The following is a 24,721-nucleotide window of genomic DNA, read 5'->3' as shown; positions in this document are numbered from 1 at the left end:
ACCGTGCATCCTCGCAACCATGCGGCTTTCGGCGCATTGCGGATTGCACGGTCCGAAGTCTGCGGAGCGTCAGGTGGTTTTTCTGTGCGGTCCGTGCCTATAAATTTGAGCCCCACGCCATTCCAACTATCGCGTGGATGGCGAGAGCATTTACGGCTAATTTTGGAGAACACCATGAGCAAGCTTTTTACCCCTGTCAAAGTTGGACCCTACGAATTCTCGCATCGAGTCGTGCTTGCGCCCCTGACCCGCATGCGTGCGGATGATGGCGCGCGGCCCGGTCCTCTGATGGCCGAGTACTATGCACAACGTACGTCGGCTGGCGGATTGCTGATCGGCGAAGCGACGATTGCAGCTGCCAACGGCAACGGCTATCTCGGTGCACCGGGGCTGTACGAGGAAAGCCAGATTGAAGGATGGCGCCAGGTGACCGACGCGGTGCATGCGAAGGGCGGCAAGATATTCCTGCAGCTGTACCACGCGGGACGTCAGTCCAACGCCGAGTTGCAGCCGGGCGGACTTCGCCCTGTCGGACCGTCAGAGGTTCCGCATGGTGGTGTCGCCTATACGAAGGCCGGCTGGATTCCAAACACGCCGAACCGCGCGCTCGACGCAGCCGAAATCGCTGCTATTGTCGAGAGCTTCCGCAGCGCGGCTATGCGTGGCGTCGAGGCGGGTTTCGACGGCGTAGAGTTGCACGCGGCGAACGGCTATCTGTTCGACCAGTTTCTGCAGGATGGCAGCAACAGGCGAACCGACTCATACGGCGGCTCGTTCGAAAATCGCGCACGCTTTCTGATGGAAGCCATGCGTGCCGTGATCAGTGTGTGGGGTAGCGACAAGGTCGCAGTGCGCATTGGACCGAGTGGTTCGTGGGGCGACATGTCGGATAGCGATCCGGCCGGCCTCTTCTCGTACATCGCATCTGAACTCGCTAAATTCGATCTCGCGTATCTGCATCTGATCGAACCGCGTATCGCCGGCAATGTGGAAGACGAAAGCCGCGATCCGAACCCGGTTGCCGCGCAGTTGATCCGCAAACACTACCCGGGCACCATCATCGCGGCCGGTGGTTTCAAGGGCAATACGGCAGAAGCGATCCTGGTGGATGGCGACGCTGACCTGGTCGCCTTCGGCCGCGACTTCATCGCGAACCCGGATCTGCCCGAACGGCTGCGCCGCAAGTTGCCGCTTAACCCGTACGATCGCCCGACATTCTTCGGCGGCACGGAAATCGGCTATACCGACTATCCGTTCTATGCGGAAGAAGCAGAGACCGCGTAAGCGTCTGGGAAGGGTCCGTCGGTCCAGCAAAGGCAGGCGCGTTCAGCAATATGCTGGATGCGCCGTTTCGTTTTCCACTAGGTGACAGAGAGAGCAGACCGGCCGTGGAGCGCAAGACCGGTCTGCGAGAGAAGCGATCAGACCATGACGACGAGACGGCCGAAATGCTGATTTCGCTCGAGTGTGCGATGAGCTTCAACGATGTCATCGAACGCGAAACGTTGCGCGATGACTGTCTTCAGCCTGCCGGACGCGAGGCCATCGACGATAAACGCGACCGCGTCCTTTTGCAGCGCAGGCGTGGTGGTGGTGTCAAAGAGGTTGTAGCCGTGAATCGTGATGCGCTTCGCAAGCACCGCCAACATGGGGAGCGGCGTAACTTCCTCGCTGAGGGCGCCGTATACCAGTATCGTCCCTCCAGGTGCGGTTGCATCGACCAGCTTTGCGAAGCTGGCGCCGCCTACCGGATCGAATACCAGATCGGCACCCCTCCCTTCTGTGATTCGAGCGACCTCCTCAACCAGATTCTGCTCACCCGTCACGATCACATGCGCCGCGCCGGCCTCCAGTAATGCGTCTCGCTTTTCGCGAGTGCGCGTGAGCGCAACCGGAATGGCGCCGAGCGCATTCGCGACCTGAATCGCACCGATCCCGACACCGCTGGACGCCGCGGGAATCAACACCGTTTGTCCGGCGGACAGGCGATTATTTTCGGTGAACGCCGCATAAGGCGTGATGAACACATTCCAGAGAGCTACCGCATCTTCGAAGGCAATCGGCGCCGTATGCTTGACGACCGCATGCGCTGGGGCGAGGACCACTTCACCATACATGCCGTAATCGTTCATCGAGAATGACGGTACCGTGCTGACAACGTCGCCCGGCGCAACATGCGTGATGTTCGCGCCGACTGCGTCGACTACCCCGGATATTTCGTAGCCCAACCGCGCGGGCAGTTGCGCGGGTTCGACGTAGACGCCGGTGCGCCACATCGCTTCGGCCCGATTGAGGCCGATTGCTTTAACCTTGATGCGGACTTCGTCGGCGGCGGGCGCCGCGACCTGGATATCGTGAATCTCGAGAACCTCAGGTCCCCCAAAGCGGGAAAAACTGACTACGCGTGACATAACTACCTCGACAGATTAATGAATTTGGCAAACGCCATGCGGACCTCAGCGACACCCTGGTCGCGTAGCTCGCCGGCCTGCTATTCAATAGTGACGTAGTTCGGTATGCAGATAAATCGATACCATCGCCAACACTTGTTGGTGACGACCAACAATCGGAACTTCGCTATGCGCGTCGATCCGACGTGTCCTGCGAGGACGCGTCAGGGACAGGGAAGAGATATTGACTCATGAAATCGACGAAGACGCGTGCCTTGGGCGCGATCTGCCGGCCCGACGGCCATAGCGCCCGAAACATGCTGGGACTGCCGAGATACGGCTTCAACACAGCGACCAGCGAGCCTTGCGCAAGCTGCGCGCGCACGGTGAAGTCGGGAACGCAGGCAAGGCCGAGCCCCTGTTTGGCGAGAGATATCAATGGTTCGACGGCTGTCGCGATGGCACTGGTGGGCAGCTCGATGTCGAGCGTTTCGCCATCGCGCGTCAATGGCCAGCGACGCAGCTTGCCGGTGGAGGGAAAGCGATGTTGCAGACAGAAATGATCGAACAGGTGTTCCGGTTTGGTCGGTGCGCCGTGCCGCGCGAAGTAGCTTGGCGAGCCGACGATCACGTGCCGATAAGTGCCCATCGCACGGGTAACGAGCTGGGAGTCGCTGACTTCTCCCGTGCGCATGACGATATCGAATCCCTCCTCGATGACGTCGACCAGGTGGTCCGAGAAATCGATGTCGAGCACGATCTCAGGAAAGGCCTTCATGAACGCACCGATCACGGGCATCATCAACATGCTCACCATCGGCATGCTGACGCGTAGCCGTCCCCGCGGCGCCGACGTTGTCAGTGCCAGTTCCGTTTCGGCGGCTTCGATTTCCTCGGCTATGCGTTGGCATCGCCTTAGAAAAACTTCGCCCTCGGGCGTGAGCGAGATGCTGCGTGTGCTTCGATGAAAAAGGCGTACGCCAAGCCGTGCTTCGAGCCGCGAAATCGCCTTGCCGACAGCGGACGACGAGATGCCGATCTGGCGTCCCGCCTCGGTGAAGCTCCGTGTTTCCGCTGCGCGCACGAAGACATTGAGTGAGCCGAACCGGTCAATCGCACGAGCAGTCGCACCGGACTTGCCTGCGCTCGATGTCGGAGGGCGCGGCGTCTTTTTCTGGGCAGGCTGATCGGGAGGTTTGGACGACGGCATTGGCTTCGCGACGCGTCGGTCTCAATCGAATTCGATATGCCGGCCGGCATCCGACGACTTGGCCGCGGCATTGATCAACTTGTGCATCCGGATCGCGTCGTCGAACGTCGGGGCGATATGGCTACCGGTGCGCAGATCATCCGCGTAGGCGGCGTACAACTGCGCGAGTTCGAGCACGGCCGACGGTAAATCGGACGCCGGGAGCCGGTCGTACCACGCGGGCACAGGCAATGGCCCAACAGGCAGATTGTTGCCATGCGCACCCTCGACCACATAGTCGTCGCCGACATTGCCGAACGCCGAGCGGTTGGTGATTCGAAGATCGCCTTCCGCACCCGTGATGTCGATCTGAACCCCCGAACCATTGCGTTTACCGCCCTCGATATGTACCGAGACAACCGCGCCCTGCGGTAACCGCCCGGCCAGCACGAGCTGATCGGGCGTCGATGTCGGCAACACTTCGCCGGTCTGCTCGATCGTCACTTGCTCAAACTGATTGACACTCAGTGCTGCAATGCTGAGGGGCCAGCCCGTCGCCTCGAACAGCATGTCGAGGAAGTGCCCTGCGTAGATGGCGATGACGCTCGAGAAGTTTTCCGGCGGGACGGTCCAGCGGAGTGCATTTGAACGCAGCGCCTGGAAGTAGTTCATGCTCACATGCATGCGGACCGAGCGGAGCTTGCCGACATAACCCTCGGCGATCAAGTCCCGAACGTAACGGTTATGCGGAGCAAGCCGGCGCTGCAGACCGACTATATGACGCACGCCCGCCTTGTTGGCGAGTGCGGTCAGTTCGCGCGATGTGTCGACATTGGGTGTGAGCGGCCATTCGCAGTAGACATTCTTGCCCGCCGCGATCGCCGCCCGCACGCCTTGCTCGTGCTGCGGCGCGGTCGTCAGGATGATGACAAGGTCGACTTCGGGATGCTCGACCAGTTCGGTCAACGAGTCGGCGACATATTTGAAGCCGTAACGTTCGGCCACAGAAAGCGCGGCGTCACGTCGTTGGCTGTACACGGCGGTGAGTTCGTATTGTGGCAGAAGGCTCAACACGCGAACATGACCGTGTTGGGCCCAGTTGCCTACGCCGACGATACCAACGCGGATCGGGGCGGGTGCGGATACTGCAGAAGTAGTCATTACATCACCTGCGTGAAGCGCGAATGGGGTAGCGACAGAACGACATTGCTATCGCATTCGAGCGGGTCATTCAATATGCCGAAGGAGCATCAGGCTCCAGTGAACATGTCGTTGAACTGCGTGACGAATGCCGCTTCGTTCGGTCCTGCGTTGTTGCGCATGGGTCGGGCGATTTCGACGATGGCTTCGTGTACATCTGTGCCGAGTTCATGCATTGTTTGCTCGATGAACGGCGCTAGCGGCATCGCTCGTGGTTCGTCTTTGCTGTCCAACAAGTCGGTTTGAACCCACGGTGGGGCGATTTCGACTACATGTACGGATGTGTCTTTAAGCTTGTAACGCAGCGATTGCGTGTACGAATGAATAGCGGCTTTGGTCGACGAGTAGACGCCGGAAATCGCCATCGGCACGAAACCAAGCACCGACGACACATTGATGATCGTCGCGTCGCCCTGCTGCTTCAGATGCTCGACGAGCGCGCCCGTCAAACGGATCGGCCCCATCAGATTGGTGGTCAGCGTCGACACCAGCATCGCGTCATCAACAGGCCGGCTGAGATCATCGATGTGCATCACGCCCGCATTGTTGATTAGCACGTTCAGCGACGGCCATTTAGCGAGAAGTTCCTGCGCGCCCGAAGCTATGCTCTGCGGATCGGCGATGTCGAGTTCGATCGCCTGCATTCCCGGGTTGGCTGCGATCGTTTCGTCCAGATTCGCACGACGCCGTCCCGCAATGATGACCTGATTGCCGAGTCGGTGAAATGCTTCAGCGAGGCCGCGGCCGATGCCGGAACCACCGCCGGTGATAAGAATGGTGTTGCCAGTCGTTTTCATGGAATTTCTCTCAAATTAGATGGGTATCGATGTGTCAAGTCAGGCATCGATGGGATACCGAAATATGTCCGACCGTATTGTCTGGATCAAGCGGCTGGAACCGAACGCACAGTTTCACGGTGCCAAACAATGGCATGGGTGAAAACGCCCCCCGGATCGCAGAGGCTCCCTCTCAGCCAACCGCGCGCAAGACGAACTCTGCGACCGCTTCCGGTTGGGAAAGCATTGCCACATGGCTGGCCGCAATGCTGACGGTGGTTGCGTTGATCCGCTTGGCCATCGTTTGTTGCAGTTCTGGATGAATTGCCCGATCCTGATTCGCAATCAGGTACCAGGCCGGCTTGTGCTCCCAGGCGGGAGAGGTCACAGTGTCACCAAGCGCGTTGCCCGACACAGGGCCTTGTGTCGCAAACACGATCGCCCTTTCGTCGTCAGACAGATCCTGCGCAAATGCTTCGTCTACGCCCTCCCGGGACAACTTCAAAAAGCCATGCGAGTCGGGTCTGAGCGCTTCCGGCAATCGCGTAGCCGGGCCACCCGCGCCGAGTGAGCCCGCCGATTCTCCCGCTGCGGGCGCGAAGCCCGCTACGTACACCAAGCCGCTTACTTGTGGTTCATTGCCGGCTTCACTAATAACTACGCCTCCATACGAATGCCCCACTAGAATCACCTTACCATCCACGAGTTCAACCGCCCTTTTGACTGCCGCTGCGTCGTCAGCTAACGACGTGAGCGGTAACTGGACCGCCGTCGCGTTTACCCCTGCACGCTCGACGATCGGCAGCACTTTTGCCCACGCGGATGAATTGGCCCATGCACCATGCACAAACAGAACGTTCGCTACTTTTGACATTTCGAGTTCCTTGGTTGAATGAACTGCTTCAGCGGCAGTGAGACAACGATACTTGCCATCGAATGAACAATAAATAGCGTCCACGGCAACCCGTCATTTCACCGGTGAAATAATCGAGACCTTCTCGGATGTTTGGCACGGCGATGCTCAGTGCCCGCCAAGGGCCCGTGATCGGATGGCGGCCAGTTAGAAGCTGTTGCGAAATTAAGTTCTGGGCCTGTTAACTTTTCTGACTTGGTGTTAACTTCCTGTCTTGTTTTGTCCAACAGGAAGCGATGCCTAAAGAACTCATCGACGACGAATTGTGGTTGCTCATCGAACCGCTTTTACCTGCTCGGGCACCGCGCAATCGCCAGTATGCGGGCCGCAAGCCGACTCCCGACCGTGCCGCGCTGACGGGCATTGTGTTCGTACTGCGCTCCGGCATTGCGTGGAATCTGCTACCGCAGGAGATGGGATGCGGTTCGGGCACCGCCTGCTGGCGGCGGCTCGTGGCATGGCAAGAAGCAGGAGTCTGGCAACGCATCCACGAAACGCTGCTGGCCGAACTGCGTCGCCGTGGCGAAATCGACTTGTCACGAGCGCTTGTAGACAGCTCGTCGATTCGCGCGATGCTGGCGGGAAAAAAACCGGCCCGAATCCCACGGACCGGCGCAAGCTCGGCAGCAAACACCACCTCATCGTCGACGCGAAAGGCATCCCGCTCGCGGTCATTCTGAGCGGGGCGAACCGCCACGACGTCACCCAGCTTGATGCACTCGTCGATGCCATTCCACACATTAGAGGCAAGCGGGGACGCCCGTTGCATAAACCGCAAATCGTTCAGGGCGACCGGGGCTACAGCTCGGAACCACATCGACAGCGTTTGAGAGAGCGCGGCATCACGCCGGTGCTCGCAAAGATTGGCTCGCCCCATGGCAGTGGTCTGGGCAAAACGCGTTGGCCAGTCGAGCGCTCGATTGCATGGCTTCACTCGTTTCGACGCCTGAAGATTCGCTACGAACGTTATGCCCATGTCCATGAAGCCTTTCTGTCCCTGGCTTGCGCCTTGATTTGCTGGACGCGACTCAGGCCAATGTTTAACTAATTTCGCAACAGCTTCTTAGGCAGAAAGGGCGAGTACCTGCTCGAAGGGACGATGATGAAGCCAGATACGGCTTAAGGCGCCGCTCGCATTACGACACAGAACCGTGACCCCTGCGACCGCGTTGCCGGCGAAGATGCCTTCCCTCGCCAGATACATGTGCGAGTTACTGCTCGCTTCGTGCACGAACGCAATCGACTCGTACATTTTCCGCGTCGCATCGAAGAAACATCGGATTTCGGCACCGCCGACCACTGGCTCGTTAAGTACAGATGTTTCAAGCGTCGCGTCTTCTGCGAAGGCCGTTGCAAATGTTTCCGGGGAGGGCTCGTTGATCAGTTCGATCCATTTGCGAGCAGACAACGCGAACATCTTGCCCATTTCCGTTCGCTCCGTCGTAAGCAGCTCTTTTTGGCGTTTTCCGCTTCTAAAGTTGGCGTCTAGGGCGGACGTTTCGAAAGCCAAAATATCGTATAGGAATACTGGATTCTTCACACGTCAAAAAGCCCCCGTTTCCGGTCAATCAAACGGTCGCAGGCGCATTTGTTTCGGCCAGCGGAACAAAGGGATCGGCCCATACGAAGACGCTTTGAACAGAAACTGGCCCGTGATAAAGTTCGCACGCTCGTGTCAGTTAAACACACACCTACAACCCTCGAACGCAGGGGCGTTTAAATAGGAGTACGTCTCTGCGACGCACGACTTTTTTGCCGACGCGCCATGCGGGTCACCTCAGGCTATCAACAAGACATGCTGCGTATCGGCCTCGTTCTATTCCCAGGTTTTGGTGTCATGAGTCTCTGCACGATGTCGGTCTTCGACATCACAAATATTGAACTGGGTGAGAAATTTTATGACGTTCACCTGATCTCCGAGGCTGGCGGCCCAATACGCAGTTCAATGGGTGCTATCGTCGAAACTGAAGCGCTCGACGATTCGTCGTTCGATACGCTGATTATCTGCGGTACCGGGAGCGTGCCGGCCGGCGCGGCGTTCCAGGCTTATCTGCGTAGGGCGGTTGGTAGCGCAAGGCGCGTCGGAGCGACTTGCAGAGGGGCGTTTGCTTTAGCAGAAGCGGGCGTTCTCGATGGTGTTCGGGTCACAACGCACTGGTCCTTTGCCGCTGATTTCCGACGCCGGTTTCCAGGTGTCAAACTGGACGAGAATCGGCTCTTCATTGCAGACGGCCCTATATGGACGTCGGCCGGCATGACCGCAAGTATCGACCAGTCCCTCGCGATGATCGAGAAAGACCTCGGCTTCAATATCGCAAAAGCCGTCGCGAAGAATCTCAACCTGCCCTACCGTCGATCCGGTGGTCAGCCGCAAGCCTCCGTTTTGCTTGATATCGGACCGAAGGCCGACCGGATTCAAAGTGCGATTACCTATGCGCAATCGAATCTTCACAAGAATCTGTCAGTCGAAGAACTTGCGCGCGCTGCGCATCTGAGCCCGCGTCAGTTCACCCGCGTTTTCCGGTCCGACACGGGCATGTCCCCGGCAAAAGCGATCGAAAAGATGCGTATAGAGGCTGCCCGATTGCTCGTGAGTGACGGACGTCACTCAATCGAGCTGATCGCAAGGCAAACTGGCTTCGGAAAGGCTGAACGCATGCGGCGCGCTTTCATGCGCGTGTTTGGTACGCCGCCACAAGCGATCCGACGCGATGCGCGTGTCGACATGGATGAGTGTGAGAGTGAGCGGTCGTTGACGAGCGTCATTGAGTAAGCGCGCTTCAGCATATTGCCCAGTCCTTCTTTCCGATTCGTACCCGGCATGAAGGACTATGCTTTCCGGTCAGGCGGTCGGCTAATTATGACCGAAGGAACGAGAGTAGATCCGCGTTGACCTGGTTTGCTTTACCAAACACATGCAGTGCGAGGCGTCACGATAAGCTTTTAGTGTTGCATTCCTCACGATCTTCTCGGACAAGCGCCCGGTATCGTCGATTGGCACGATCCGGCCATCGTCGCCTTGCAGGATCAGCGTTGGAACATCGATCTTCGTCAAGTCTTCCGTGTACTCAACTTCCGGGAGCTCACGGATGCAAGAATACTGTCCGTCAACCTCAGACTGTCATTGCTTGCGCCCAGAACGTATCAATCGTGCCTTGCGCACAATTTGGCATCTAGCCGATTGAAGCCATAAAACGGAATTGCAAGGTCGTTGTAGAATTGTGAGCGATTTTCGGCTAGATGTCTGCATTTCAACGGTTTTCAGCATGATCGGGGACACTGCACCGATCAGAACGGTTCTTGCCACGCGCTTCGTTTCATGGCGGCCAAAATAGTATGTAACCTCGCCCTGCCAGTTGAGTGATCGACTAGCGCGCGGCCTCGCGCAGATCACAGATATCGAGGAGCGCAGCCAGATCGTCGACATACATATTCATGTCATTGCCTTTCCATGGCTGCCCCGAGGACCATGACCCCGGCGGTCATGCAAAATCACCCGGCAGCCGAGCTGCTGCAGAAACAGCATCTGCGCATGCCGAGCGTCTCGGTTGAGTTGCCAGCCGTGGGAGTAGACACCTCGACGGCCTTCCCCGCATTCTTTGTAATAGATTTGCGTACCGTCTTTAGTCGTGATCGTGCTTATCGGATGTACTCCGTGGGGATAATAGCGAGTGAGGCGGTTCAAAACTTTGCGGTCGGCGCCGCGAAGAGATCTCTGTAACGTCCCGATGGCTGACACTGCGGCAGCCCTGCAAACTGGCTACCGCGGCCGTCACTCGCTCATTGAGACTTAGCAGCCTCTTCAATCACCTTCGCTACAGCGCGTGGCTGAGATATGTAGACGGCATGACTCGCGTTGATCTCGGTTGTCGTGGAATGCGAGCGGCTGTACATCGATCGTTCCAGATCGGGATTGATCGCGTGATCTTCGGTTGCGACAATGGCAAAGCTCGGTTTGTTCTTCCATGCGGGAGATTTGATTGTTGCAGAAATGGCATTTACAGAAGGTGGTACCTGCGAGACTGCCATGATGTCGGTTTCGGTCCGCGGCAAGTCCGCTGCGAAGTCATCATGGAACTTGGCCGGCAGGAGGAACAGGAATCCGTCCTTCGTCGGCGCGATGTCGTTCGAGGCGGCCGGTTTGCTTGCGAGTAACTCCCCAGCGCTTTCTCCGGTGTCCGGTTGTAACGCGGCAACATAGACGAGACGCTCCACGCGCGGATGATTGCCAGCCTCGGTGATGATCGCTCCACCGTAACTGTGACCAACCAGTACGGTCGGACCGTCTTGTTGATCAAGAATCCGATTGGTTGCCGCGACGTCGTCTTCGAGAGAGGTTTCAGGCGGCTGCACGATGCTGACCATATAACCGTCCTTGCGGAGGATGTCGGTGACCGGCTTCCAGCCAGACCCATCAACGAAAGCGCCATGTACCAGCACGATATTCTTAATCGCCCCAGCGGGCGCAGCGTGGACGTGCGTGGCGCCCACAAGCATGGTCATCAATAAAGTTGCTATCAGGGAAAGACGCGTAGGCATAACACCATTCCTTCTTTGTGTTGGTGGAGTCAAAAGCACTGGGGAGGCCGTCGGGAACCATGAAGCCCGATCGTTTTGAGCGCGGAGAAAGGCTGCAAGCGAAAAGTCGGCGCGTACCAGTGGGCCGCCGATAACCACCTGCCAGCATTTCCGAGAATCCTATATAGATCCAGCTTTCGTCATCGGTCGCAAATCCCTCTTTTCGCGTCATGTTGATACGCTGAGGCGCCATATTCACAAGTCGCATTCGACGTGTTGTCGCAAACGGCAGAAACGCTGATTCTTCAAGCGGCCGTTCACCTGGCGGGACTCGTTGGGTTGTGAAGAGCCATCCGAGCCGGCGGCTGGCGAGTTGAGGCTGCATCTGAATGTCCCGTTCAAAGCCCGGAGGCGAGTACCCACTTCACGCGGAATGCAAAAACGTTCTCAGGAACAGGAGGTTTGAGCAGATCGTTCACGCGAGCGACGATCCATGTGCCCACGTCGGCTTGCCCGCGTGACGACCGTGTGCCCACTGGGAAGCCCCGTGACGAGCGCAGCTCGCAGTTGGCCACCGAGAAGTTGTCTAGCGCGTAGAACGCCTCGCCTGCCACGATATCCGCGAACTCGAACAGTAACTGCGGCGCGAGCGCCATGGTCTAAAACCATCGCTGAGCAGAAAACCGATCCGGTGGGTGCCCCTTTCCACCAATCAATGTCCTAAATAATGCCTATTTACGTCATTTACGCCACACAGAAACGAACCCAGAATGCACTCACACATTCATTAACCACTTCGTAAAGGAGTGACATCATGCGCCCACGCATAAGGTGCAGCCTTGATCACCGGCGCGTCGTCGGGTATCGGCGCAATCTACGCAGACCGGCTGGCACGCCGGGGCTACGACCTGATTCTGGTTGCTCGGAGCCGCGAGCGGTTGATCAGCCTCGCCGACCGCATCACGAATGAGACACATCGGAGCGTCGAAATCGTCGACGCGGACCTCAACGACCGCGGGGCCCGCGCCGGCGTAGAAGCAAAGATGAAAACGGATGCAAGCATCACGCTGCTGGTCAACAACGCGGGCGTGGGCACGCATAAGCCGCTGCTCGACAGCGATGTCGATGCGATGACGCGGATGATCGAACTTAACGTCACCGCGCTCACCCGGCTTACATATGCCGCCATCCCGGGCTTCGTCGCGCGAGGCAGGGGCGCTGTCATCAATATCTCATCCATCGTCGCGATCTCGCCGGAGACGCTCAACGGTGTCTATGGGGGTAGCAAGGCTTTTGTCCTTGCCTTCAGCCAGTCGCTGCACCATGAACTTGCTGACAAGGGCGTACAGGTGCAAGCGGTACTACCGGGTGCAACTGCCACTGACTTCTGGCAGACCGCCGGCCTCCCGATTGAGCAATTGCCCGAGAGTATCGTCATGTCGGCCTCCGACATGGTCGACGCAGCCTTGACGGGCTTTGATCGTCGCGAACTCGTGACCATCCCGTCATTGCATGCAACTGAAGAGTGGGAAGCCTATGAATTCGCCCGACAGACGATGTCCCCGCATCTGTCGACCGATACCCCTGCACCGCGATACAAGACAGCCCGATAGACTGCGAGTATCAGGCTACACCTTGTTAGAAATCACCGGAGGTCTATCATGACTGCAACACTTGAAGAGAAGAACACAGCACTGGTTCTCGATGCGTTGGACACACTGTTCAACAAGAAAGATTATGCGAAGGCGGAGCAGTTCTGGGCGGATTCCTACGTCCAGCACAGCCAGCTTGTGCCGGCCGGGCGCGAGGGGCTTTTCGGCTTGGTCCGGGCGCTTCCCGATGTGCGTTTTGAGTACGATATGGTTGCCGCCAAAGGCGATTTTGTCTGGGTGCACAGTCGATACACCAATTCGGCACGTTCGACCGCCCTGATTGGCGTGGATATCGTGCGAATCGAGGATGGAAGGTTCGTCGAGCATTGGGACGTTTTGCAGGATGAAGCGACACGCGGCGATTCCGCCGGCGGCTATCCGATGTTTGGCAACACGTTCCCGGACGAACGGTAACGCCAGCGATATATCGCGTCAGACGAGGAATACGCGTTGAGCGTGATAGCCAGCGGAATGCCCGGGCGGTCCACCGCGTTATGACGCTTGTATCACTCACGCTTGCCCCGAGCTGTATGGCTAGGCCCGGCCTGCTTCCCTCACCGGCTGTACACGCTCGCGCCTAGATACTTACACGTTTCCAGTTAACGGCTTACGCGCCCGACGTACACAAGCTCTACGCATCAGACGAGAACGGCAACACCGAGACCGTCGTTGATGTCCGGAGTAACCAGCGTGTCACGACCGTTCCTCGTGGGGGCGAGGTCGGCAATACGCAATACGATGCGCAGTCACATCACATCTTCGTCAACGTCCAGACGCGCAACGAACTCGTGGAAATCGACCCGACCGGCGACAGGATCGCGGCCCGTTTTGCGCTCCCCGGAGCCGAGCACAACCATGGATTGTTGATTGATTCGCCGGACCGGCTTGCCTTCATCGCCTGTCAGGGCAACGACAAGCTCATTGTGTTCGACCTGGAAGAGAAGCGCGTTGTCCAGTCGTTCGATATTGGGAAGGACCCCGACGTGCTGGCCTTCGATCCGGCGCCTGGCCGACTTTACGTGGCCGGCGAAGCCGGCATTGTTTCAATCTTTAGCGTGAAAGGCAGGAACGTCACCAAGATTGGCGAAGGCCGGCTTGGGCCCAACGCGCACGTGGTCGCGATCGCCCCCACCACCCACCATTCGTATTTTCCGCTGAAGAACGTCGACGGACGTCCGGTGCTGCGTGTAATGGCTCCTCGGTGATCTTTTGCCCTCGCACGCCAGCGAAGACCCATGACCATCGCGCTATCGCGCGTGGGAGGACAATATGGACCCATTGGCGCGTTAATCGCCTATGATGCCAGCGCTACCCGCCGTCGTCGTATGCGCAGGACGGCGCCAGGCGGATCAAAAGTGAATTCTTTCCCGGCCCAGCATGCGAAACATGCTGCCGGTCGCCGTTCCGCGTCACGTTTTTGCTGTCGGCCCAGTGGTAACCTAGGCCCCGTCAGATCGAAGCTCGGACAGGCGCCGCAGAACGCACCTGTCCTTCAGGGAAGAACGAATAGAAATGCCCGCAATGAATGTCCCTCGCAGCCCATGGAAGACGCGCTACTTCCTCGATACCGAATTTACGTCATTCGACGCCTGCCAGCTCATCAGCATCGCGATCGTCGGAGAAGACGGCCGAGAGTTCTACGCCGAGCGCTCCGACTTTGATACGTCGCTTTGCAGTGATTTTGTGCGCCAAATTGTGCTGCCGAAGTTGGGCCAGTTCCCACAGCGTTCAATGCCACTGGGTGCTCTCAGGCAGGAACTGGTGACCTGGCTGCATGGGATACCTCTCAGGCCGAAGCCCGTATTGTGCTATGACTACGAGGGCGATTTAACACTACTCGGCGATCTGCTCGACGGTCCACTCCCCCGTGGATGGAAGGCTGAAAACATTTTTATGCGCCTGGATGCGCGGCGCCTTGCTGAGTATTTTGCCGAGCACGGTGAGCACCATGCGCTGGTTGATGCGAGGGCGAATGCGCATGCCTTTATCTGACCCCACCGCGAAGGCAGGCGGCGTCTCCAATGTCTGCGGCGGCCGGCTCAATTCCATTGGAAACGCGCAGCGCCCTTCCCTACCCTCCTGACACCAGTCGCGCCCGAAGTTGTGATCAGTCAGAGGGAGCCGCAACCCAGCGGATGAGACGCAAACCCGCATCGGCATGCACCACGCGAACGCAGTATCTCGGATCTTCGCGATGCCCCGGTGGGGTGCCTTCCTCGATATTGTCCAGCCACGTTGAAATGGCGCCGTAAGCAGCCTCGATCTCCCAGATAGAAGCGGTATTGAGCAACTCGGTCAACGGCGAATCGTCAGCCCACCGGCAGGAGGACGGGAGGTCCTGTCCGATGTAGAGATAGCCGTTGTCCGATACTTGCGCCTCCTCCGTGTAATGAACGAGACCCGCAGCGTGCATTTCGTGCACCAGATCGAGGAACCTCACCTGCTCCTGCACTAGTCTGCGGTTACTCACCGCCTGATCAAATCCTCCCCACCCGCGGTCAAGTTCCGCGAGCGCAACTTCAAATGGACAGGGAGTAGACCAGTACGGCTGTTCGTCCGCATGCACCCTGATCCAGTGTGACTCCCATCCTCCACGAAAGAGTGCCCATTTACAGTGACAGCTACCATGCCGGGCACTGAGCAAACCCCTGACCACCCGAAGATTCGCAACAAACGACGGCGGATGTGGGGCGGACGGGCCGATGCACTGGAATACCTCGAGGACACGCGCAAAACCCAGGCCGAGCGAATCGAGGCGTTCGAGTTCGGTCTTTGCACCTGCCGGGAACAGTTGGCTTTCCATGCGCCACGTTCCTCCGGTGTCCGCCAAGAGCGCCTCGAGCGCCTCCGGCATCGGCGCAAGGGCACGCAACTGCCCGAATGCCTGAGCGCGCGATAGCCAGAAGGCCTCCCCGTGTCGTGCCGTGCGCCAGATCTCTGCGTTTGAAAGGCACGCAGCGGACTGACTCGCGCGAAGCACCCAATCCCTTAGCGCTGCCACTACTTCGTCGCTGGCGGTTCCAGAGGCATCGTCGCAGCGAGGCCACGACGGGCAGTGCTTGCGCATGACAAGCCCAAGCGCTTCCATCTGTCGCGCGGCGATGCTTCCGGTGTGCGCCGCGATGTAAGCGTCTTTCAGATCGCATCGATGAAATGGACACCTGAAAAGCCACTCGCGTTCATGCAGGTGACTGTGGTAGCCCCGGCTGGCGCATTCCTCGCAATAACGGATGAATTGCCGGTCGCGGGTATTGGGCGGGGGGGCATACCGGTCACAGCCGACAAAGCGGATAGAAGGCTGGAAAAGCGATTCGATCTCGTGAACGGACTCGCGCAAGATCGATGAAAGCCTCTCGATGGCATCGGCGCCCATGGCCAGATCCGCGTGCGGACTCATGCCCAGAAACTCAAGACATTTGCGGGCGCTGATACCGTTCAGATCGCGAAACCTTGTGGCAAAAGAAACCCTGGACTCATGGGGAAAGATATTGCCGGGCCACCAGTTGACGGACGGATAAGCTTGCATCTCAGAGACCGGTCGAGATGATTCGCATGTGGTCGGAAAAGTTTGCTCTCGTGAATTCGCGCAACCAGGTCTCGTATGCCGTCGCGCGCTCCCAGTCCTCACCTCTTGCCAGCTGGAAGAGTACCGACTCCGTGGCCGTCGCGATGTGCTGCATCGGAAACTCCAGATGTCGCCTGGCGGCGTCGGGCGTGAGCTCCACAAGTGCCTTCCACACATCTTCTACGCAGTCGGTCAATCTTCGACGAGCCGCGAAGTCGGCTGGCGCGAAGTACTCAAGATAGGAAACGCCGCTGCCTCCGGGCCACTCCGAGTCGACATCGTAGCCATTCAGAACGTAGGCAAGTTCGTCTGACGAACACAGGCCGTGGAAACGCGCGTGCGCCGCCATGAAACGGGCCGCAACATGGGCGTTGCCAGTGACGGCCATATACTCGTGACGGTAGCTCAGTTGATGGGAGCCAACAGAGAACACGCTGAGCAGGTAGCCCTCGTAATCGAGTTCGTTTTGCAGACCGACGAGCCACTTCCACTCTCGGAACGTCAGGTCCTGCGCCTCATCGATGAGCAGCACAATGTAGTTGCGGCGGGCATTGTTGGCGATGGCGATAAACCGCTGTTTGCATATGTGCAACGCCTCTGCTTTGCGCGGGGGTTTGAGCGGGTTCGCAAATTCAAACCGGGAGGCAAGTAGCAACTGATGCCAGAAGCCAGCTTCGCTCGTCTGGCTGTCAGGACGGCGGTTCCAGACAACGAGAGGGACGATTGCCTCAAAGCGTTCCTCGAGCACGTTCGCGAGGTACCACTGGACGCACCGGGATTTTCCCAACCGGGAAGCGCCGTAGATATAGCCCCCGGGACGCTGCTGGTCGATCCATTCGCCGATCTGCTCGATCATCTCCTGCATGGGCGGGGTATACACGGCATATTGCTTCGTGACCACGCAGTGCCGTGGATCGATACGCTCCGGTAGTGAAAATGTCATCGCTTACCCAGACTGCGCCATCCGGCGCGGTGGCAGCGCTTTAGCGGCCGGGCTTTTCACCCCCGGACCAGGCCGCTGGTAACTGCCCTTCACCACAACCGGCTTCCGGGTGGCGGATTCAGTCGTCGAGACGTCCGGATCGGTCGCCCGCGCCAATGCGGATTTGAGCAACGAAGGGCCAATTCTCTGCGTAGCCGCCACCGCAAGTATCCGGCGCGCCTCAATGTACGCCGGATGTACAGGTAACCTCCTGTGCGGCTGACTTTCTACATATTGCAGAAATACCTCGACTGCGTCGCCTCCACTGGGAATCGAAAACTGCCCGTGAGAGGTAGCCTGACAGATAGCAGTGCGAACAGACAGACTGTGAGGAGAGACATTCCACGGCGGCGCCGCTCTCAGCACGCCGAGCGACATGCCATCGAGCGTCGAACCGAGTGCAACGCGGCAGTCATCCTCCTTGTTGCAGACAACCCAGATATGTGACCCAACAAGATCCTGGCGGCTGTGAAGCACCTCGTTCGAATAGCGGCCGTAGTAGAACTCAACGAACGGCGCGCGCCCCTTTTCTGCTCCACCCCTTACCAGGCAGCGTTTGCGGACGCTGAACAGTGCTTCGATTATCGTCGGGTCAGCCCGGCGAAATTCCTGGTTGGAGTTCCGATGCAGGAATCGCGCATATGCAAGGGGTGTCCTTCCGCCGATGCCCTTGTGTGGAGAGGCGTTGTAGTTTGCGATGAGGACATCGAGCAACTCTTCGGCGTATTCATACTGGAACCAGCTTGCCAGTGCGACCGCTTCTGGTTCGCGACCTTTTCTGTCCTGGGGCTTTGAACCGGTTGTGTTGGACATTCTCTGGAATCCCCGCCCCGCGATGTTGCGGAAGAAAGTCTCAATGAAGGGGCGATCGTCCTTGCTTCTGCGCCTGGAGAACGACGTGGCAGGTTCAAGCAGCGCGGCCCCCACTGCATCCCGGAGCGCGTCCCGAACATGGGTGCAGGTCTCGGCAAGAGCACCATCCACGCTTGTCTCGTCCCAGCACAATCCCACGAACTCGTCGCCAAGCACGGAAAGCAGACCTGCTCCAGGCAGGTACGGCGCGTCACAGAAGGTGACTGGCCGCAGGCACCATACGTTTAATGCGCGCTTGACCGCGCGTAGTACGTCGTCCTTTGAAACTTCCCGCCTCACGCTGAAGTAGTAGCCGAGGACAGCACGTGAGACGACCTCGATGATGACGATGACCCACAGCCGATGAACGATCTTCTCCTGGAAGCCGCCATCCAGGAGCGGAAGGGATACGCAGAAGCGGCCGTCGAGCTTGTGCGCATCCATCTCGACGCGCTGCATGAATTTCAGGACGGGGCCGGCTACCATCTCCAGTTTTAAGCTTTTTGGCGGCCTCTGGTCCGCCCGCTATCTCTGCGAGCGCTCTCGGATCAGTCGCCAACACAATGTCTATATAGCGGCAGATGGAAACGTAGCCACGGCTTGACGTGTTGAACGGCCACTCTCCCCGCGCCTCGTACCCCAGGGAGCGCAATTGATCGAGAAACCAGGCGCAATGTCGCCTTTTCGAGCGTCTGACCTCGACCAGTCGTTTCGCGGATCCTCCCGCGCAGATGCGGCGATCGAACGCTTCTCTCAGGTCCGGAAGCGACAGCAGCAGAGCTTGCATGGCTCCCGCCGCACCGCCACCGAACTGGTCAATATTGACTTTCTTGCGTCTTTGATACGGCCGCACCCTGAACCACGGAACGAGTCCGCGCCAACCGAACGGCTGCCCGTCAGGATGAGTTTCAAGGCAGCGCTCCCGGATCAGTCGATAGACCTGCTTTACACAGAGGGATGTGGAGTGCCGAATGTCATCGGGCGACGCGCCGGCAAGGTAAAGCGACACGGCATTCTTTCGCGCAAGATATAGAGCACGCCTGTCGCCTTGCAGCGCTCCTTCGTCGGGCGTAGCCCATTGCGACGAGTCGATACCGCGTCCACCGATCGTCCGGACGGAACACTGCATATTGTTGTCAACGCCGTCTGACTCCATGCGCATCCCCAAAAAGCGGTCGCCCGGCGGTGTGGGGCATGGCAATGAACCATAGACGCCTTTGCGAAGAATACAAGTTCGCGATTTGTCAATGACGTCGGTAAAGCTACAAAATTGCTTAGCCCGTCGGCCGGAGGAACACTTTTACTTAAATAACCTTAAAGGAATATTGTTCATGACCGTCCGATTCGCCGCTTCGGGCCAGAGGCAGGGAAGGAACAAATTTACTTAAACCGACGGCTGTCTGATGCACGAAATCTTGAGCTGAATGCTAGCGCGCCGGATAACGCTCGTAGTTGATGCCGCGGCTCTAAAGGTTACGTTCGATTGGCCGCTATACCCGTCAAGCACGCACCTTCATACTGCCAGTCACCTTCAGAGGTGTGCGAACTCCGAGTAGTGTGCTCGCTCGACGTCGCTAATAGTAGGGGGCTAGCGGGCGTTGCCACCCTTTCTTCACAATTTGTCAGAGAACACCGACATGTTTATCAACCTTGAAATCTGGGATGAGAAACCGCGGCATGACAACGGTCAGCCGGTAGCATTCGGATCGTCGCTGGACGCTCATCTGGATATGCGTCGACTCAAAGTGCGCCATCGACCGATCAACCTGGGCGGTATTTTGTCTTTTGAGACGATTCGAGTTTGGACAAATGGCCGCCCCGGCACCAACGACAACAAGTCCGACGCGCTAGCTGGCGTTCCCCTACTTCTCGTCGACGGGTCGCAGTACATTGTCATCGATGACAAAGATCCGACTTTCGTATCAGCCATCGGTCAAGCTCGCCTTGCGAGCGAGGCGGTCTATAACTACGGTCCATCGGCTTATATGCAACGCTTTGGCAACCGTGCCGGGTCCGTTCTGTAAGCCAGGGAGACCTAGTGAAAACCATACAGAACGCCCCCTCGAAACCGTGGTGGCAATCACGCGAATCGGATGCTGCGCGCCACGTTGATCACCCGGCGGCGTACTACTTGACAAACGCTTTGAGCCTCATCTTGTCGGGAGCGCTGGTTTGGAATGCGTACTTTGCACAAGATCACTTCTGGTCGAACCTGAACATGATATTCATGGCTGGTGCGCTTTCCATGGCAACTGCGGCTAGATCATCGAATTGAGAAAAAGATTACAAAAGGCCTTGTTTGCAGAGGCTTCTTTGACGATTTCTGCTAGCAACGTTACTGAACACGCTACAATCAATAATCTTCCCGTGAACTATGCCTAAAAAGGCTATGGACGACCTGTGCATAGACGTGAAAGTATTTGTACACAGGTCGATACCGCCATCAGCCACCCTTCCGATGCAACACCCGCAAATAGTTTTTTACTGACGAGACGCCCTGTACGCCTCGGGCGACCGTCTCCGCCTCGTTTTTCTCGTCTTCGGTCAGCACCGATCCACTGAGTGTCACAACCCCGCTCTTCGCACGCACAGCTATTGCGGAAACATCCAAGCCCAAGGATCTTCCAAGCTGCGTTCTCACAAATGATGCCAAGGCGCGGTCAGCTTTCCGATCGGCCTTGACACTTGCGGATGGTGCATCAGCAGCGGATGCGGACGTCGGCTGTTGTGCGTGCGACGCGGCGCATACTACGATCGTGATGCAAGTTGCCGCCACCATTGCCAAACTATCGGTCATTTTCTTCATTTGTACCCTCCCCTTGTCGAGTCATGCGCTCTGTGCAAACGAACAATGATGCCGCATACGAATCACGAAAATATCAACAGTCATCTTGCCTGGCAGACATCATGTCCATGGAGTTGATTCTGTTGCAGACGTCCAGTGGTTTCGCTCAAAGGTGACGCGATCACGCCAAACTGCCAGCGTACTCGGCCAGCCTCCTGGTCAGCAGGCAAAGATTGGCGATCCGCTCGCGCACTGCCGACATCGCTTCCGCGCGAACTTTGGCCATCTCGGAAATTTCCCCCATTGAAGCGATCACCTCACCGGCACGCTCCCTGCCGACCTCAGCGTGTTCGATGACATCCTCAATTCCCTGCACTGCTCTGGACGCGGATTCACTGAGCGCGTTCGCGATCCCCCCTATTTCGCGACTCGCCTCCGCGGACCGGTCGGCGAGCTTGCGGACCTCGCTGGCCACGACGGCAAACCCTCTTCCAGCTTCGCGGGCATGCGCCGCTTCGATCGTTGCATTGACCGACAGGAGACTTGTCTGACGAGCGATAGACTGCATCGTCTCAACGATAGGTCCGATTGACTCCGACAACGCATGGAGGTCATTGAAAGTTGCTGCTGACGCCCTGGCGAACTCTGCCAAGCGTTCGATGGCGTGCGAAGCCTCCCTCGTGTTATTCGAGCCATTTTCAATCAGCGCCCCAGCCCCCTGAGCGATCACGCTAGCATGCTCCATTGCCTGGACCGAGACCTGAGCACATTTGTCTACCTCATTGATCAATGGTGCAAGCACCGACAGTGGTTGCTCGACTCTCGATTGCAGGGACAAGGGCTCGAGGCGACTACACTCCTGTTGGTTCTCAACATGCCGCTCGACATCTTTGTGTACTGTGGCAATTGCTGTTTCCGTCGTCAACCGGCTCATCAGAAGACATATCCAGGCATTGGCCAGAGCCACCGCGGCGACGCCTGCGTGAACTGCCGCTGTGAAGGCTGGGTCTCGAAACACCGCCTGCACACCGCTGGCGAGCGCTACGATTGCCGAAAGGACGATAGATACACGCACTGGCAGTTGCATCGGGGACTCCGTGTTATCCCTACGTTGATCAGGTCCTGCACGCCTCACCTAACATACAGGACTAGCGAATCGTATTCTCAAGTACCCCCAGGCCCTCGATCTCGAGCCTGACCACATCACCTTTCTTGAGAAACTCCCGACGAGCCATGCCGACCCCCGCGGGCGTACCTGTGAGAATGACATCGCCCGGGAAAAGGGTGGTGCGCGAACTGAGATGTGCGACCTGCTCAGCGATGCTGAAAATCATCCGATGCGTCCCGGAATCTTGCTTAAGCGAACCGTTCACCCACAGCTTCATCGAAAGATTCAATGGGTCCGGCACAAATTGCGCCGGTACTAATGCTGGACCAAGCGGACATGATCCGTTGAAACATTTTTGCGACACCCAGTCATACGCGAATGGAGAACCGATCTTAACGTCAGCACGCTTCACGTGGTCACGTGCTGAAAGGTCGTTCGCAATGGTGTAGCCGGCAATGTAAGTCAGCGCGTCCTTGACGCTCACACAATGCGCAGTCTTGCCTACAACAGCAGCGAGCTCAATCTCCCAGTCGACCATGGACGAGTACGCAGGTATATCCACAATGGCCCGGTGCCCGACCACGGTGTTCCGGGGCGTCTTAATGAAGTGCCAGGGAATTTGCCCTTGCTCTTTTGGATTTTCAATGGGCACATTGAGGACAGATGCCATTTCCTCCATGTGGTCCGAGTAATTGGCGCCAGACCCGTACACCGCTGACGGGTATAGAACCGGAGCGAGCAGTTGTGCTTGTTCAACTGCCACCCCGGTCGTAACCTGACCGCTGACGATTTTGTCGACTGCCACCGCAAGTTCCCGCTGCGCCGTATCCCATTGCTCAAGGATTCCGAGAACCATATCGAAGGCATACCGAGGCTCGCCGACTGCGGCAGATACCGTCGCTGCGGCAGGGTAGATCCGGCCGTCGACGACGATGCCGGCAATCGCCTTCCCGTCTGGGGCTGTATAGGTCGTCAGAGAATAAGGTTTGCCGGAAGAATTTTGCATCGTGATTGCCTTCAATAGAGCAGTAACGGAAGCGCGTGTCTTTAGAAGCGGTCGCCGAAATCGTAATAGTCGTCGTGCTGGAAACCTTCATAGAATTGGATTTCCCACCAGTTGTGGTCCAAGTCCTCCAGGTAGAACGAATAAACGCCATGCTGGTTCACGATATCCATTACTTGTCGGATGCCATATTTATCCTTCAACTCAAGAGCAGCCGCATGAGCCTCGTCCACTGCCTCCTTGCTGGCGACATCCAGGCCCCAATGGTTCAGCAGATTCGTGGGATGCACTTCCGGTGTTTCCACCGCAACGATATGGAAACGCAGGCCGCAACGAATTGCGAGCGCGGGCATAGCGTGACGCACGCATTCCAGGCCAAGGAACTCTTCATAGAATCGACGCGACTTCTTGAGGTCGTAACACTCAAGCGTGCCGTGAGACAAAACGTAGGGCTTAACTACCGACTTCTGATTGTTCGGTGCTACCGAAGCGGGTTCCGGAATCATTATCTATCTCCTTGAATCAGACAGCTTTTTCGCCGCCGGCCTTTTCCACAGCGGTCAGGAACGAATCTGCGAAGAACTCAGAGGCAGGCAGGCCGCGCTCGTGGACGAATTCTCTTCGTGCGGCATCGACCATCGCTGGCGCGCCGCACGCATAAACCTGGTAGTCGGACAAGTCCGAACGATGCTCCATCACCACGTGATGCACGAATCCCACCTCGCCTGTCCAATCGCACTCCTGAGTCGGGGCAGACAAGACTGGATGAAACGTAATGTTCTCGTGGCTGGCCGCCCACGACTTCGCGAGTTCCATCATGTAAATATCCTGCTTGCGTCGGCCGCCCCAATAGATTTCGATCGGGCGCTTAATACCACGGCGGATGGCATACTCAACGATTGACTTGATGGGCCCGAAACCGGTGCCGCTCGCTAACATCAGCATCGGCTTTTGAGAATCTTCGCGAAGGAAGAACGTTCCGAAAGGGCCCTCGAAGCGCAGCACCTCGCGCTCCTTCAAGGACGAGAACACGCGATCCGTGAATTGCCCTCCAGGCACATGCCGGATGTGCAATTCGATGTGCGGCAATCCCTCGACGTCCGGCGCCGTTGCGATCGAATAGTTGCGGCGTGAACCGTCCGGCAAAAGCATTTCGATGTATTGCCCGGCCATGAATGTCATCGTCTCGTTCATGGGCATGCGAAGCGTGAGCACCATCACATCAGGCGCGGCGCGCTCCATTTTCGTAACCCGGCACGGGTAGATCTTCGGCTGAATTGCAGCCATGCCCTCGAGCTCGGTCACCTCGACCACTAGGTCCGAAAGCGGCTTCGCAGAGCACAGTAGCGCATATCCCTGCGCCCTCGCCTCATCATTCAGGTATGTCTTCAAGACCATCCCATGATCGACCGAGCCCTCTAACACTTTGGCCTTGCATGTGTTGCAGACCCCGGTACGACAGCTATATGGCAGGAATTTTCCTGCGGACAGTCCTGCTGAAAGGACCGTTGCGCCGTCCGGCACCTCGAACGAGTGGCCGCTTGGCTTGAGCACTATGTGGTGCGACATGGTTTGCTCCAAAAATCTAGAACGACGAGCGTTACCTGCGGCTCCCTTGCGAAGAACCAACGACACTGATCGTCTGTGAATTGCATTTGCAACTATTGTATTCGAAATTCGCTGTCAAATTGCTCGGCGTAAACACCTAGCCAAGCTGGACAGGTAAGCGCGTGCTGAATACTGTCCAGCGGCTCTCGTGCGGGCAAACCTCCCAAATGGCGGCTGCAT

At 57.8% G+C, this 24,721-nt stretch carries 23 protein-coding genes and 2 pseudogenes; 8 read left to right on the top strand and 17 right to left on the bottom strand.

Going from position 1 to position 24,721, the window contains the following annotated elements; translation table 11 throughout:
• Positions 1 to 174 precede the first annotated feature (174 nt).
• Positions 175 to 1,284: an alkene reductase gene (locus OH764_RS35610; RefSeq protein ID WP_498851964.1), complete on the top strand. Its 1,110-nt coding sequence runs from the start codon at positions 175 to 177 to the stop codon at positions 1,282 to 1,284.
• A 137-nt stretch (positions 1,285 to 1,421) separates the two neighbouring features.
• Here the strand turns inward: OH764_RS35610 and OH764_RS35605 are convergent, their stop codons facing one another.
• The 5 genes from OH764_RS35605 to OH764_RS35585 form a co-directional block, all read right to left on the bottom strand.
• Positions 1,422 to 2,411, bottom strand: coding sequence for a zinc-dependent alcohol dehydrogenase family protein (locus OH764_RS35605; RefSeq protein WP_498851963.1), 990 nt, complete (start codon positions 2,409 to 2,411; stop codon positions 1,422 to 1,424).
• 166 nt (positions 2,412 to 2,577) lie between these two features.
• Positions 2,578 to 3,504: a LysR family transcriptional regulator gene (locus tag OH764_RS35600; protein WP_498852022.1), complete on the bottom strand. Its 927-nt coding sequence runs from the start codon at positions 3,502 to 3,504 to the stop codon at positions 2,578 to 2,580.
• Between the two features lie 117 nt (positions 3,505 to 3,621).
• A complete protein-coding gene (locus tag OH764_RS35595; RefSeq protein ID WP_498851962.1) occupies positions 3,622 to 4,740 on the bottom strand; it encodes a Gfo/Idh/MocA family protein in 1,119 nt (372 codons plus the stop codon).
• 89 nt (positions 4,741 to 4,829) lie between these two features.
• Positions 4,830 to 5,576: an SDR family oxidoreductase gene (locus OH764_RS35590; RefSeq protein ID WP_498851961.1), complete on the bottom strand. Its 747-nt coding sequence runs from the start codon at positions 5,574 to 5,576 to the stop codon at positions 4,830 to 4,832.
• Between the two features lie 172 nt (positions 5,577 to 5,748).
• Positions 5,749 to 6,429: an alpha/beta hydrolase gene (locus OH764_RS35585; RefSeq protein ID WP_498851960.1), complete on the bottom strand. Its 681-nt coding sequence runs from the start codon at positions 6,427 to 6,429 to the stop codon at positions 5,749 to 5,751.
• 275 nt (positions 6,430 to 6,704) lie between these two features.
• Here OH764_RS35585 and OH764_RS35580 point away from each other — a divergent pair.
• Positions 6,705 to 7,516 (top strand): IS5 family transposase gene (locus OH764_RS35580; RefSeq protein ID WP_498846769.1). Its coding sequence is split into 2 segments (ribosomal slippage): positions 6,705 to 7,044 and positions 7,044 to 7,516, totalling 813 coding nucleotides; the frame shifts between segments, so codons are not numbered across the junction.
• Between the two features lie 15 nt (positions 7,517 to 7,531).
• On the opposite strand, the gene OH764_RS35575 is transcribed toward OH764_RS35580, so the two are convergent.
• Positions 7,532 to 8,008, bottom strand: a complete 477-nt coding sequence (locus OH764_RS35575; RefSeq protein ID WP_498851959.1) for a nuclear transport factor 2 family protein — start codon at positions 8,006 to 8,008, stop codon at positions 7,532 to 7,534.
• 255 nt (positions 8,009 to 8,263) lie between these two features.
• On the opposite strand from OH764_RS35575, the gene OH764_RS35570 reads away from it, so the two are divergent.
• On the top strand, positions 8,264 to 9,241 hold the full coding sequence (locus OH764_RS35570) for a GlxA family transcriptional regulator (RefSeq protein ID WP_498852021.1): 978 nt from the start codon (positions 8,264 to 8,266) through the stop codon (positions 9,239 to 9,241).
• Positions 9,242 to 9,326: 85 nt separating this feature from the next.
• Here OH764_RS35570 and OH764_RS35565 read toward each other — a convergent pair.
• From OH764_RS35565 to OH764_RS35555, 3 genes and pseudogenes are all read right to left on the bottom strand, one after another.
• Positions 9,327 to 10,111 (bottom strand): annotated as a pseudogene (locus tag OH764_RS35565) (alpha/beta fold hydrolase).
• 137 nt (positions 10,112 to 10,248) lie between these two features.
• The gene (locus OH764_RS35560) at positions 10,249 to 11,007 is read right to left on the bottom strand and encodes an alpha/beta fold hydrolase (protein ID WP_498851958.1); all 759 of its coding nucleotides are present in this window, start codon (positions 11,005 to 11,007) and stop codon (positions 10,249 to 10,251) included.
• Positions 11,008 to 11,384: 377 nt separating this feature from the next.
• Positions 11,385 to 11,642, bottom strand: a complete 258-nt coding sequence (locus OH764_RS35555) for a hypothetical protein (protein WP_498851957.1) — start codon at positions 11,640 to 11,642, stop codon at positions 11,385 to 11,387.
• A 183-nt stretch (positions 11,643 to 11,825) separates the two neighbouring features.
• Here OH764_RS35555 and OH764_RS35550 point away from each other — a divergent pair, with 183 nt between their 5' ends.
• The 4 genes and pseudogenes from OH764_RS35550 to OH764_RS35535 all read left to right on the top strand — a co-directional run bounded on the left by OH764_RS35550 (position 11,826) and on the right by OH764_RS35535 (position 14,630).
• Entirely contained in the window at positions 11,826 to 12,599 is a 774-nt protein-coding gene (locus OH764_RS35550) for an SDR family NAD(P)-dependent oxidoreductase (RefSeq protein ID WP_498851956.1), read from the top strand.
• A gap of 48 nt (positions 12,600 to 12,647) precedes the next feature.
• Positions 12,648 to 13,052: a nuclear transport factor 2 family protein gene (locus tag OH764_RS35545; RefSeq protein ID WP_498851955.1), complete on the top strand. Its 405-nt coding sequence runs from the start codon at positions 12,648 to 12,650 to the stop codon at positions 13,050 to 13,052.
• A gap of 191 nt (positions 13,053 to 13,243) precedes the next feature.
• Positions 13,244 to 13,843 (top strand): annotated as a pseudogene (locus tag OH764_RS35540) (YncE family protein); the annotation flags it as partial.
• 316 nt (positions 13,844 to 14,159) lie between these two features.
• A complete protein-coding gene (locus tag OH764_RS35535) occupies positions 14,160 to 14,630 on the top strand; it encodes a 3'-5' exonuclease family protein (protein ID WP_498851954.1) in 471 nt (156 codons plus the stop codon).
• A 115-nt stretch (positions 14,631 to 14,745) separates the two neighbouring features.
• On the opposite strand, the gene OH764_RS35530 is transcribed toward OH764_RS35535, so the two are convergent.
• The 3 genes from OH764_RS35530 to OH764_RS35520 are packed head-to-tail and all read right to left on the bottom strand — an operon-like array spanning position 14,746 to position 18,496.
• Positions 14,746 to 16,164, bottom strand: a complete 1,419-nt coding sequence (locus OH764_RS35530; RefSeq protein ID WP_498851953.1) for a hypothetical protein — start codon at positions 16,162 to 16,164, stop codon at positions 14,746 to 14,748.
• A 1-nt stretch (position 16,165) separates the two neighbouring features.
• Positions 16,166 to 17,146 (bottom strand): ATP-binding protein, encoded by a 981-nt coding sequence (locus OH764_RS35525; protein WP_498851952.1) that lies wholly within the window; start codon positions 17,144 to 17,146, stop codon positions 16,166 to 16,168.
• Positions 17,147 to 17,149: 3 nt separating this feature from the next.
• Positions 17,150 to 18,496, bottom strand: a complete 1,347-nt coding sequence (locus OH764_RS35520; protein WP_498851951.1) for a hypothetical protein — start codon at positions 18,494 to 18,496, stop codon at positions 17,150 to 17,152.
• Between the two features lie 1,178 nt (positions 18,497 to 19,674).
• On the opposite strand from OH764_RS35520, the gene OH764_RS35515 reads away from it, so the two are divergent.
• Positions 19,675 to 20,061, top strand: coding sequence for a hypothetical protein (locus OH764_RS35515; RefSeq protein WP_498851950.1), 387 nt, complete (start codon positions 19,675 to 19,677; stop codon positions 20,059 to 20,061).
• A 419-nt stretch (positions 20,062 to 20,480) separates the two neighbouring features.
• Here the strand turns inward: OH764_RS35515 and OH764_RS35510 are convergent, their stop codons facing one another.
• From OH764_RS35510 to OH764_RS35490, 5 genes are all read right to left on the bottom strand, one after another.
• Positions 20,481 to 20,843, bottom strand: a complete 363-nt coding sequence (locus OH764_RS35510; RefSeq protein ID WP_498851949.1) for a BON domain-containing protein — start codon at positions 20,841 to 20,843, stop codon at positions 20,481 to 20,483.
• 160 nt (positions 20,844 to 21,003) lie between these two features.
• Positions 21,004 to 21,909 (bottom strand): methyl-accepting chemotaxis protein, encoded by a 906-nt coding sequence (locus OH764_RS35505; protein ID WP_498851948.1) that lies wholly within the window; start codon positions 21,907 to 21,909, stop codon positions 21,004 to 21,006.
• Between the two features lie 61 nt (positions 21,910 to 21,970).
• Positions 21,971 to 22,936, bottom strand: coding sequence for a fumarylacetoacetate hydrolase family protein (locus OH764_RS35500; protein WP_498851947.1), 966 nt, complete (start codon positions 22,934 to 22,936; stop codon positions 21,971 to 21,973).
• Positions 22,937 to 22,977: 41 nt separating this feature from the next.
• Positions 22,978 to 23,439, bottom strand: a complete 462-nt coding sequence (locus tag OH764_RS35495) for a VOC family protein (RefSeq protein ID WP_498851946.1) — start codon at positions 23,437 to 23,439, stop codon at positions 22,978 to 22,980.
• Between the two features lie 16 nt (positions 23,440 to 23,455).
• Positions 23,456 to 24,502 (bottom strand): CDP-6-deoxy-delta-3,4-glucoseen reductase, encoded by a 1,047-nt coding sequence (locus OH764_RS35490; RefSeq protein WP_498851945.1) that lies wholly within the window; start codon positions 24,500 to 24,502, stop codon positions 23,456 to 23,458.
• Between the last annotated feature and the right edge of the window lie 219 nt (positions 24,503 to 24,721).

It is taken from the genome of Burkholderia sp. M6-3 (assembly GCF_050858985.1).
Lineage (GTDB): Bacteria > Pseudomonadota > Gammaproteobacteria > Burkholderiales > Burkholderiaceae > Paraburkholderia > Paraburkholderia caledonica.
This window is presented reverse-complemented; position numbering and strand designations above follow the sequence as displayed.

What these genes read in the sequence shown, in the direction of transcription:
- OH764_RS35610 (WP_498851964.1), top strand. Translation starts at nt 175, where the DNA reads ATGAGCAAGCTTTTTACCCCTGTCAAAGTTGGACCCTACGAATTCTCG.
- OH764_RS35510 (WP_498851949.1), bottom strand. Translation starts at nt 20,843, where the DNA reads ATGAAGAAAATGACCGATAGTTTGGCAATGGTGGCGGCAACTTGCATC.
- OH764_RS35590 (WP_498851961.1), bottom strand. Translation starts at nt 5,576, where the DNA reads ATGAAAACGACTGGCAACACCATTCTTATCACCGGCGGTGGTTCCGGC.
- OH764_RS35495 (WP_498851946.1), bottom strand. Translation starts at nt 23,439, where the DNA reads ATGATTCCGGAACCCGCTTCGGTAGCACCGAACAATCAGAAGTCGGTA.
- OH764_RS35525 (WP_498851952.1), bottom strand. Translation starts at nt 17,146, where the DNA reads ATGACATTTTCACTACCGGAGCGTATCGATCCACGGCACTGCGTGGTC.
- OH764_RS35595 (WP_498851962.1), bottom strand. Translation starts at nt 4,740, where the DNA reads ATGACTACTTCTGCAGTATCCGCACCCGCCCCGATCCGCGTTGGTATC.
- OH764_RS35520 (WP_498851951.1), bottom strand. Translation starts at nt 18,496, where the DNA reads ATGCAGCGCGTCGAGATGGATGCGCACAAGCTCGACGGCCGCTTCTGC.
- OH764_RS35535 (WP_498851954.1), top strand. Translation starts at nt 14,160, where the DNA reads ATGAATGTCCCTCGCAGCCCATGGAAGACGCGCTACTTCCTCGATACC.
- OH764_RS35515 (WP_498851950.1), top strand. Translation starts at nt 19,675, where the DNA reads ATGTTTATCAACCTTGAAATCTGGGATGAGAAACCGCGGCATGACAAC.
- OH764_RS35560 (WP_498851958.1), bottom strand. Translation starts at nt 11,007, where the DNA reads ATGCCTACGCGTCTTTCCCTGATAGCAACTTTATTGATGACCATGCTT.
- OH764_RS35505 (WP_498851948.1), bottom strand. Translation starts at nt 21,909, where the DNA reads ATGCAACTGCCAGTGCGTGTATCTATCGTCCTTTCGGCAATCGTAGCG.
- OH764_RS35530 (WP_498851953.1), bottom strand. Translation starts at nt 16,164, where the DNA reads ATGCAAGCTTATCCGTCCGTCAACTGGTGGCCCGGCAATATCTTTCCC.
- OH764_RS35490 (WP_498851945.1), bottom strand. Translation starts at nt 24,502, where the DNA reads ATGTCGCACCACATAGTGCTCAAGCCAAGCGGCCACTCGTTCGAGGTG.
- OH764_RS35545 (WP_498851955.1), top strand. Translation starts at nt 12,648, where the DNA reads ATGACTGCAACACTTGAAGAGAAGAACACAGCACTGGTTCTCGATGCG.
- OH764_RS35605 (WP_498851963.1), bottom strand. Translation starts at nt 2,411, where the DNA reads ATGTCACGCGTAGTCAGTTTTTCCCGCTTTGGGGGACCTGAGGTTCTC.
- OH764_RS35500 (WP_498851947.1), bottom strand. Translation starts at nt 22,936, where the DNA reads ATGCAAAATTCTTCCGGCAAACCTTATTCTCTGACGACCTATACAGCC.
- OH764_RS35585 (WP_498851960.1), bottom strand. Translation starts at nt 6,429, where the DNA reads ATGTCAAAAGTAGCGAACGTTCTGTTTGTGCATGGTGCATGGGCCAAT.
- OH764_RS35555 (WP_498851957.1), bottom strand. Translation starts at nt 11,642, where the DNA reads ATGGCGCTCGCGCCGCAGTTACTGTTCGAGTTCGCGGATATCGTGGCA.
- OH764_RS35570 (WP_498852021.1), top strand. Translation starts at nt 8,264, where the DNA reads ATGCTGCGTATCGGCCTCGTTCTATTCCCAGGTTTTGGTGTCATGAGT.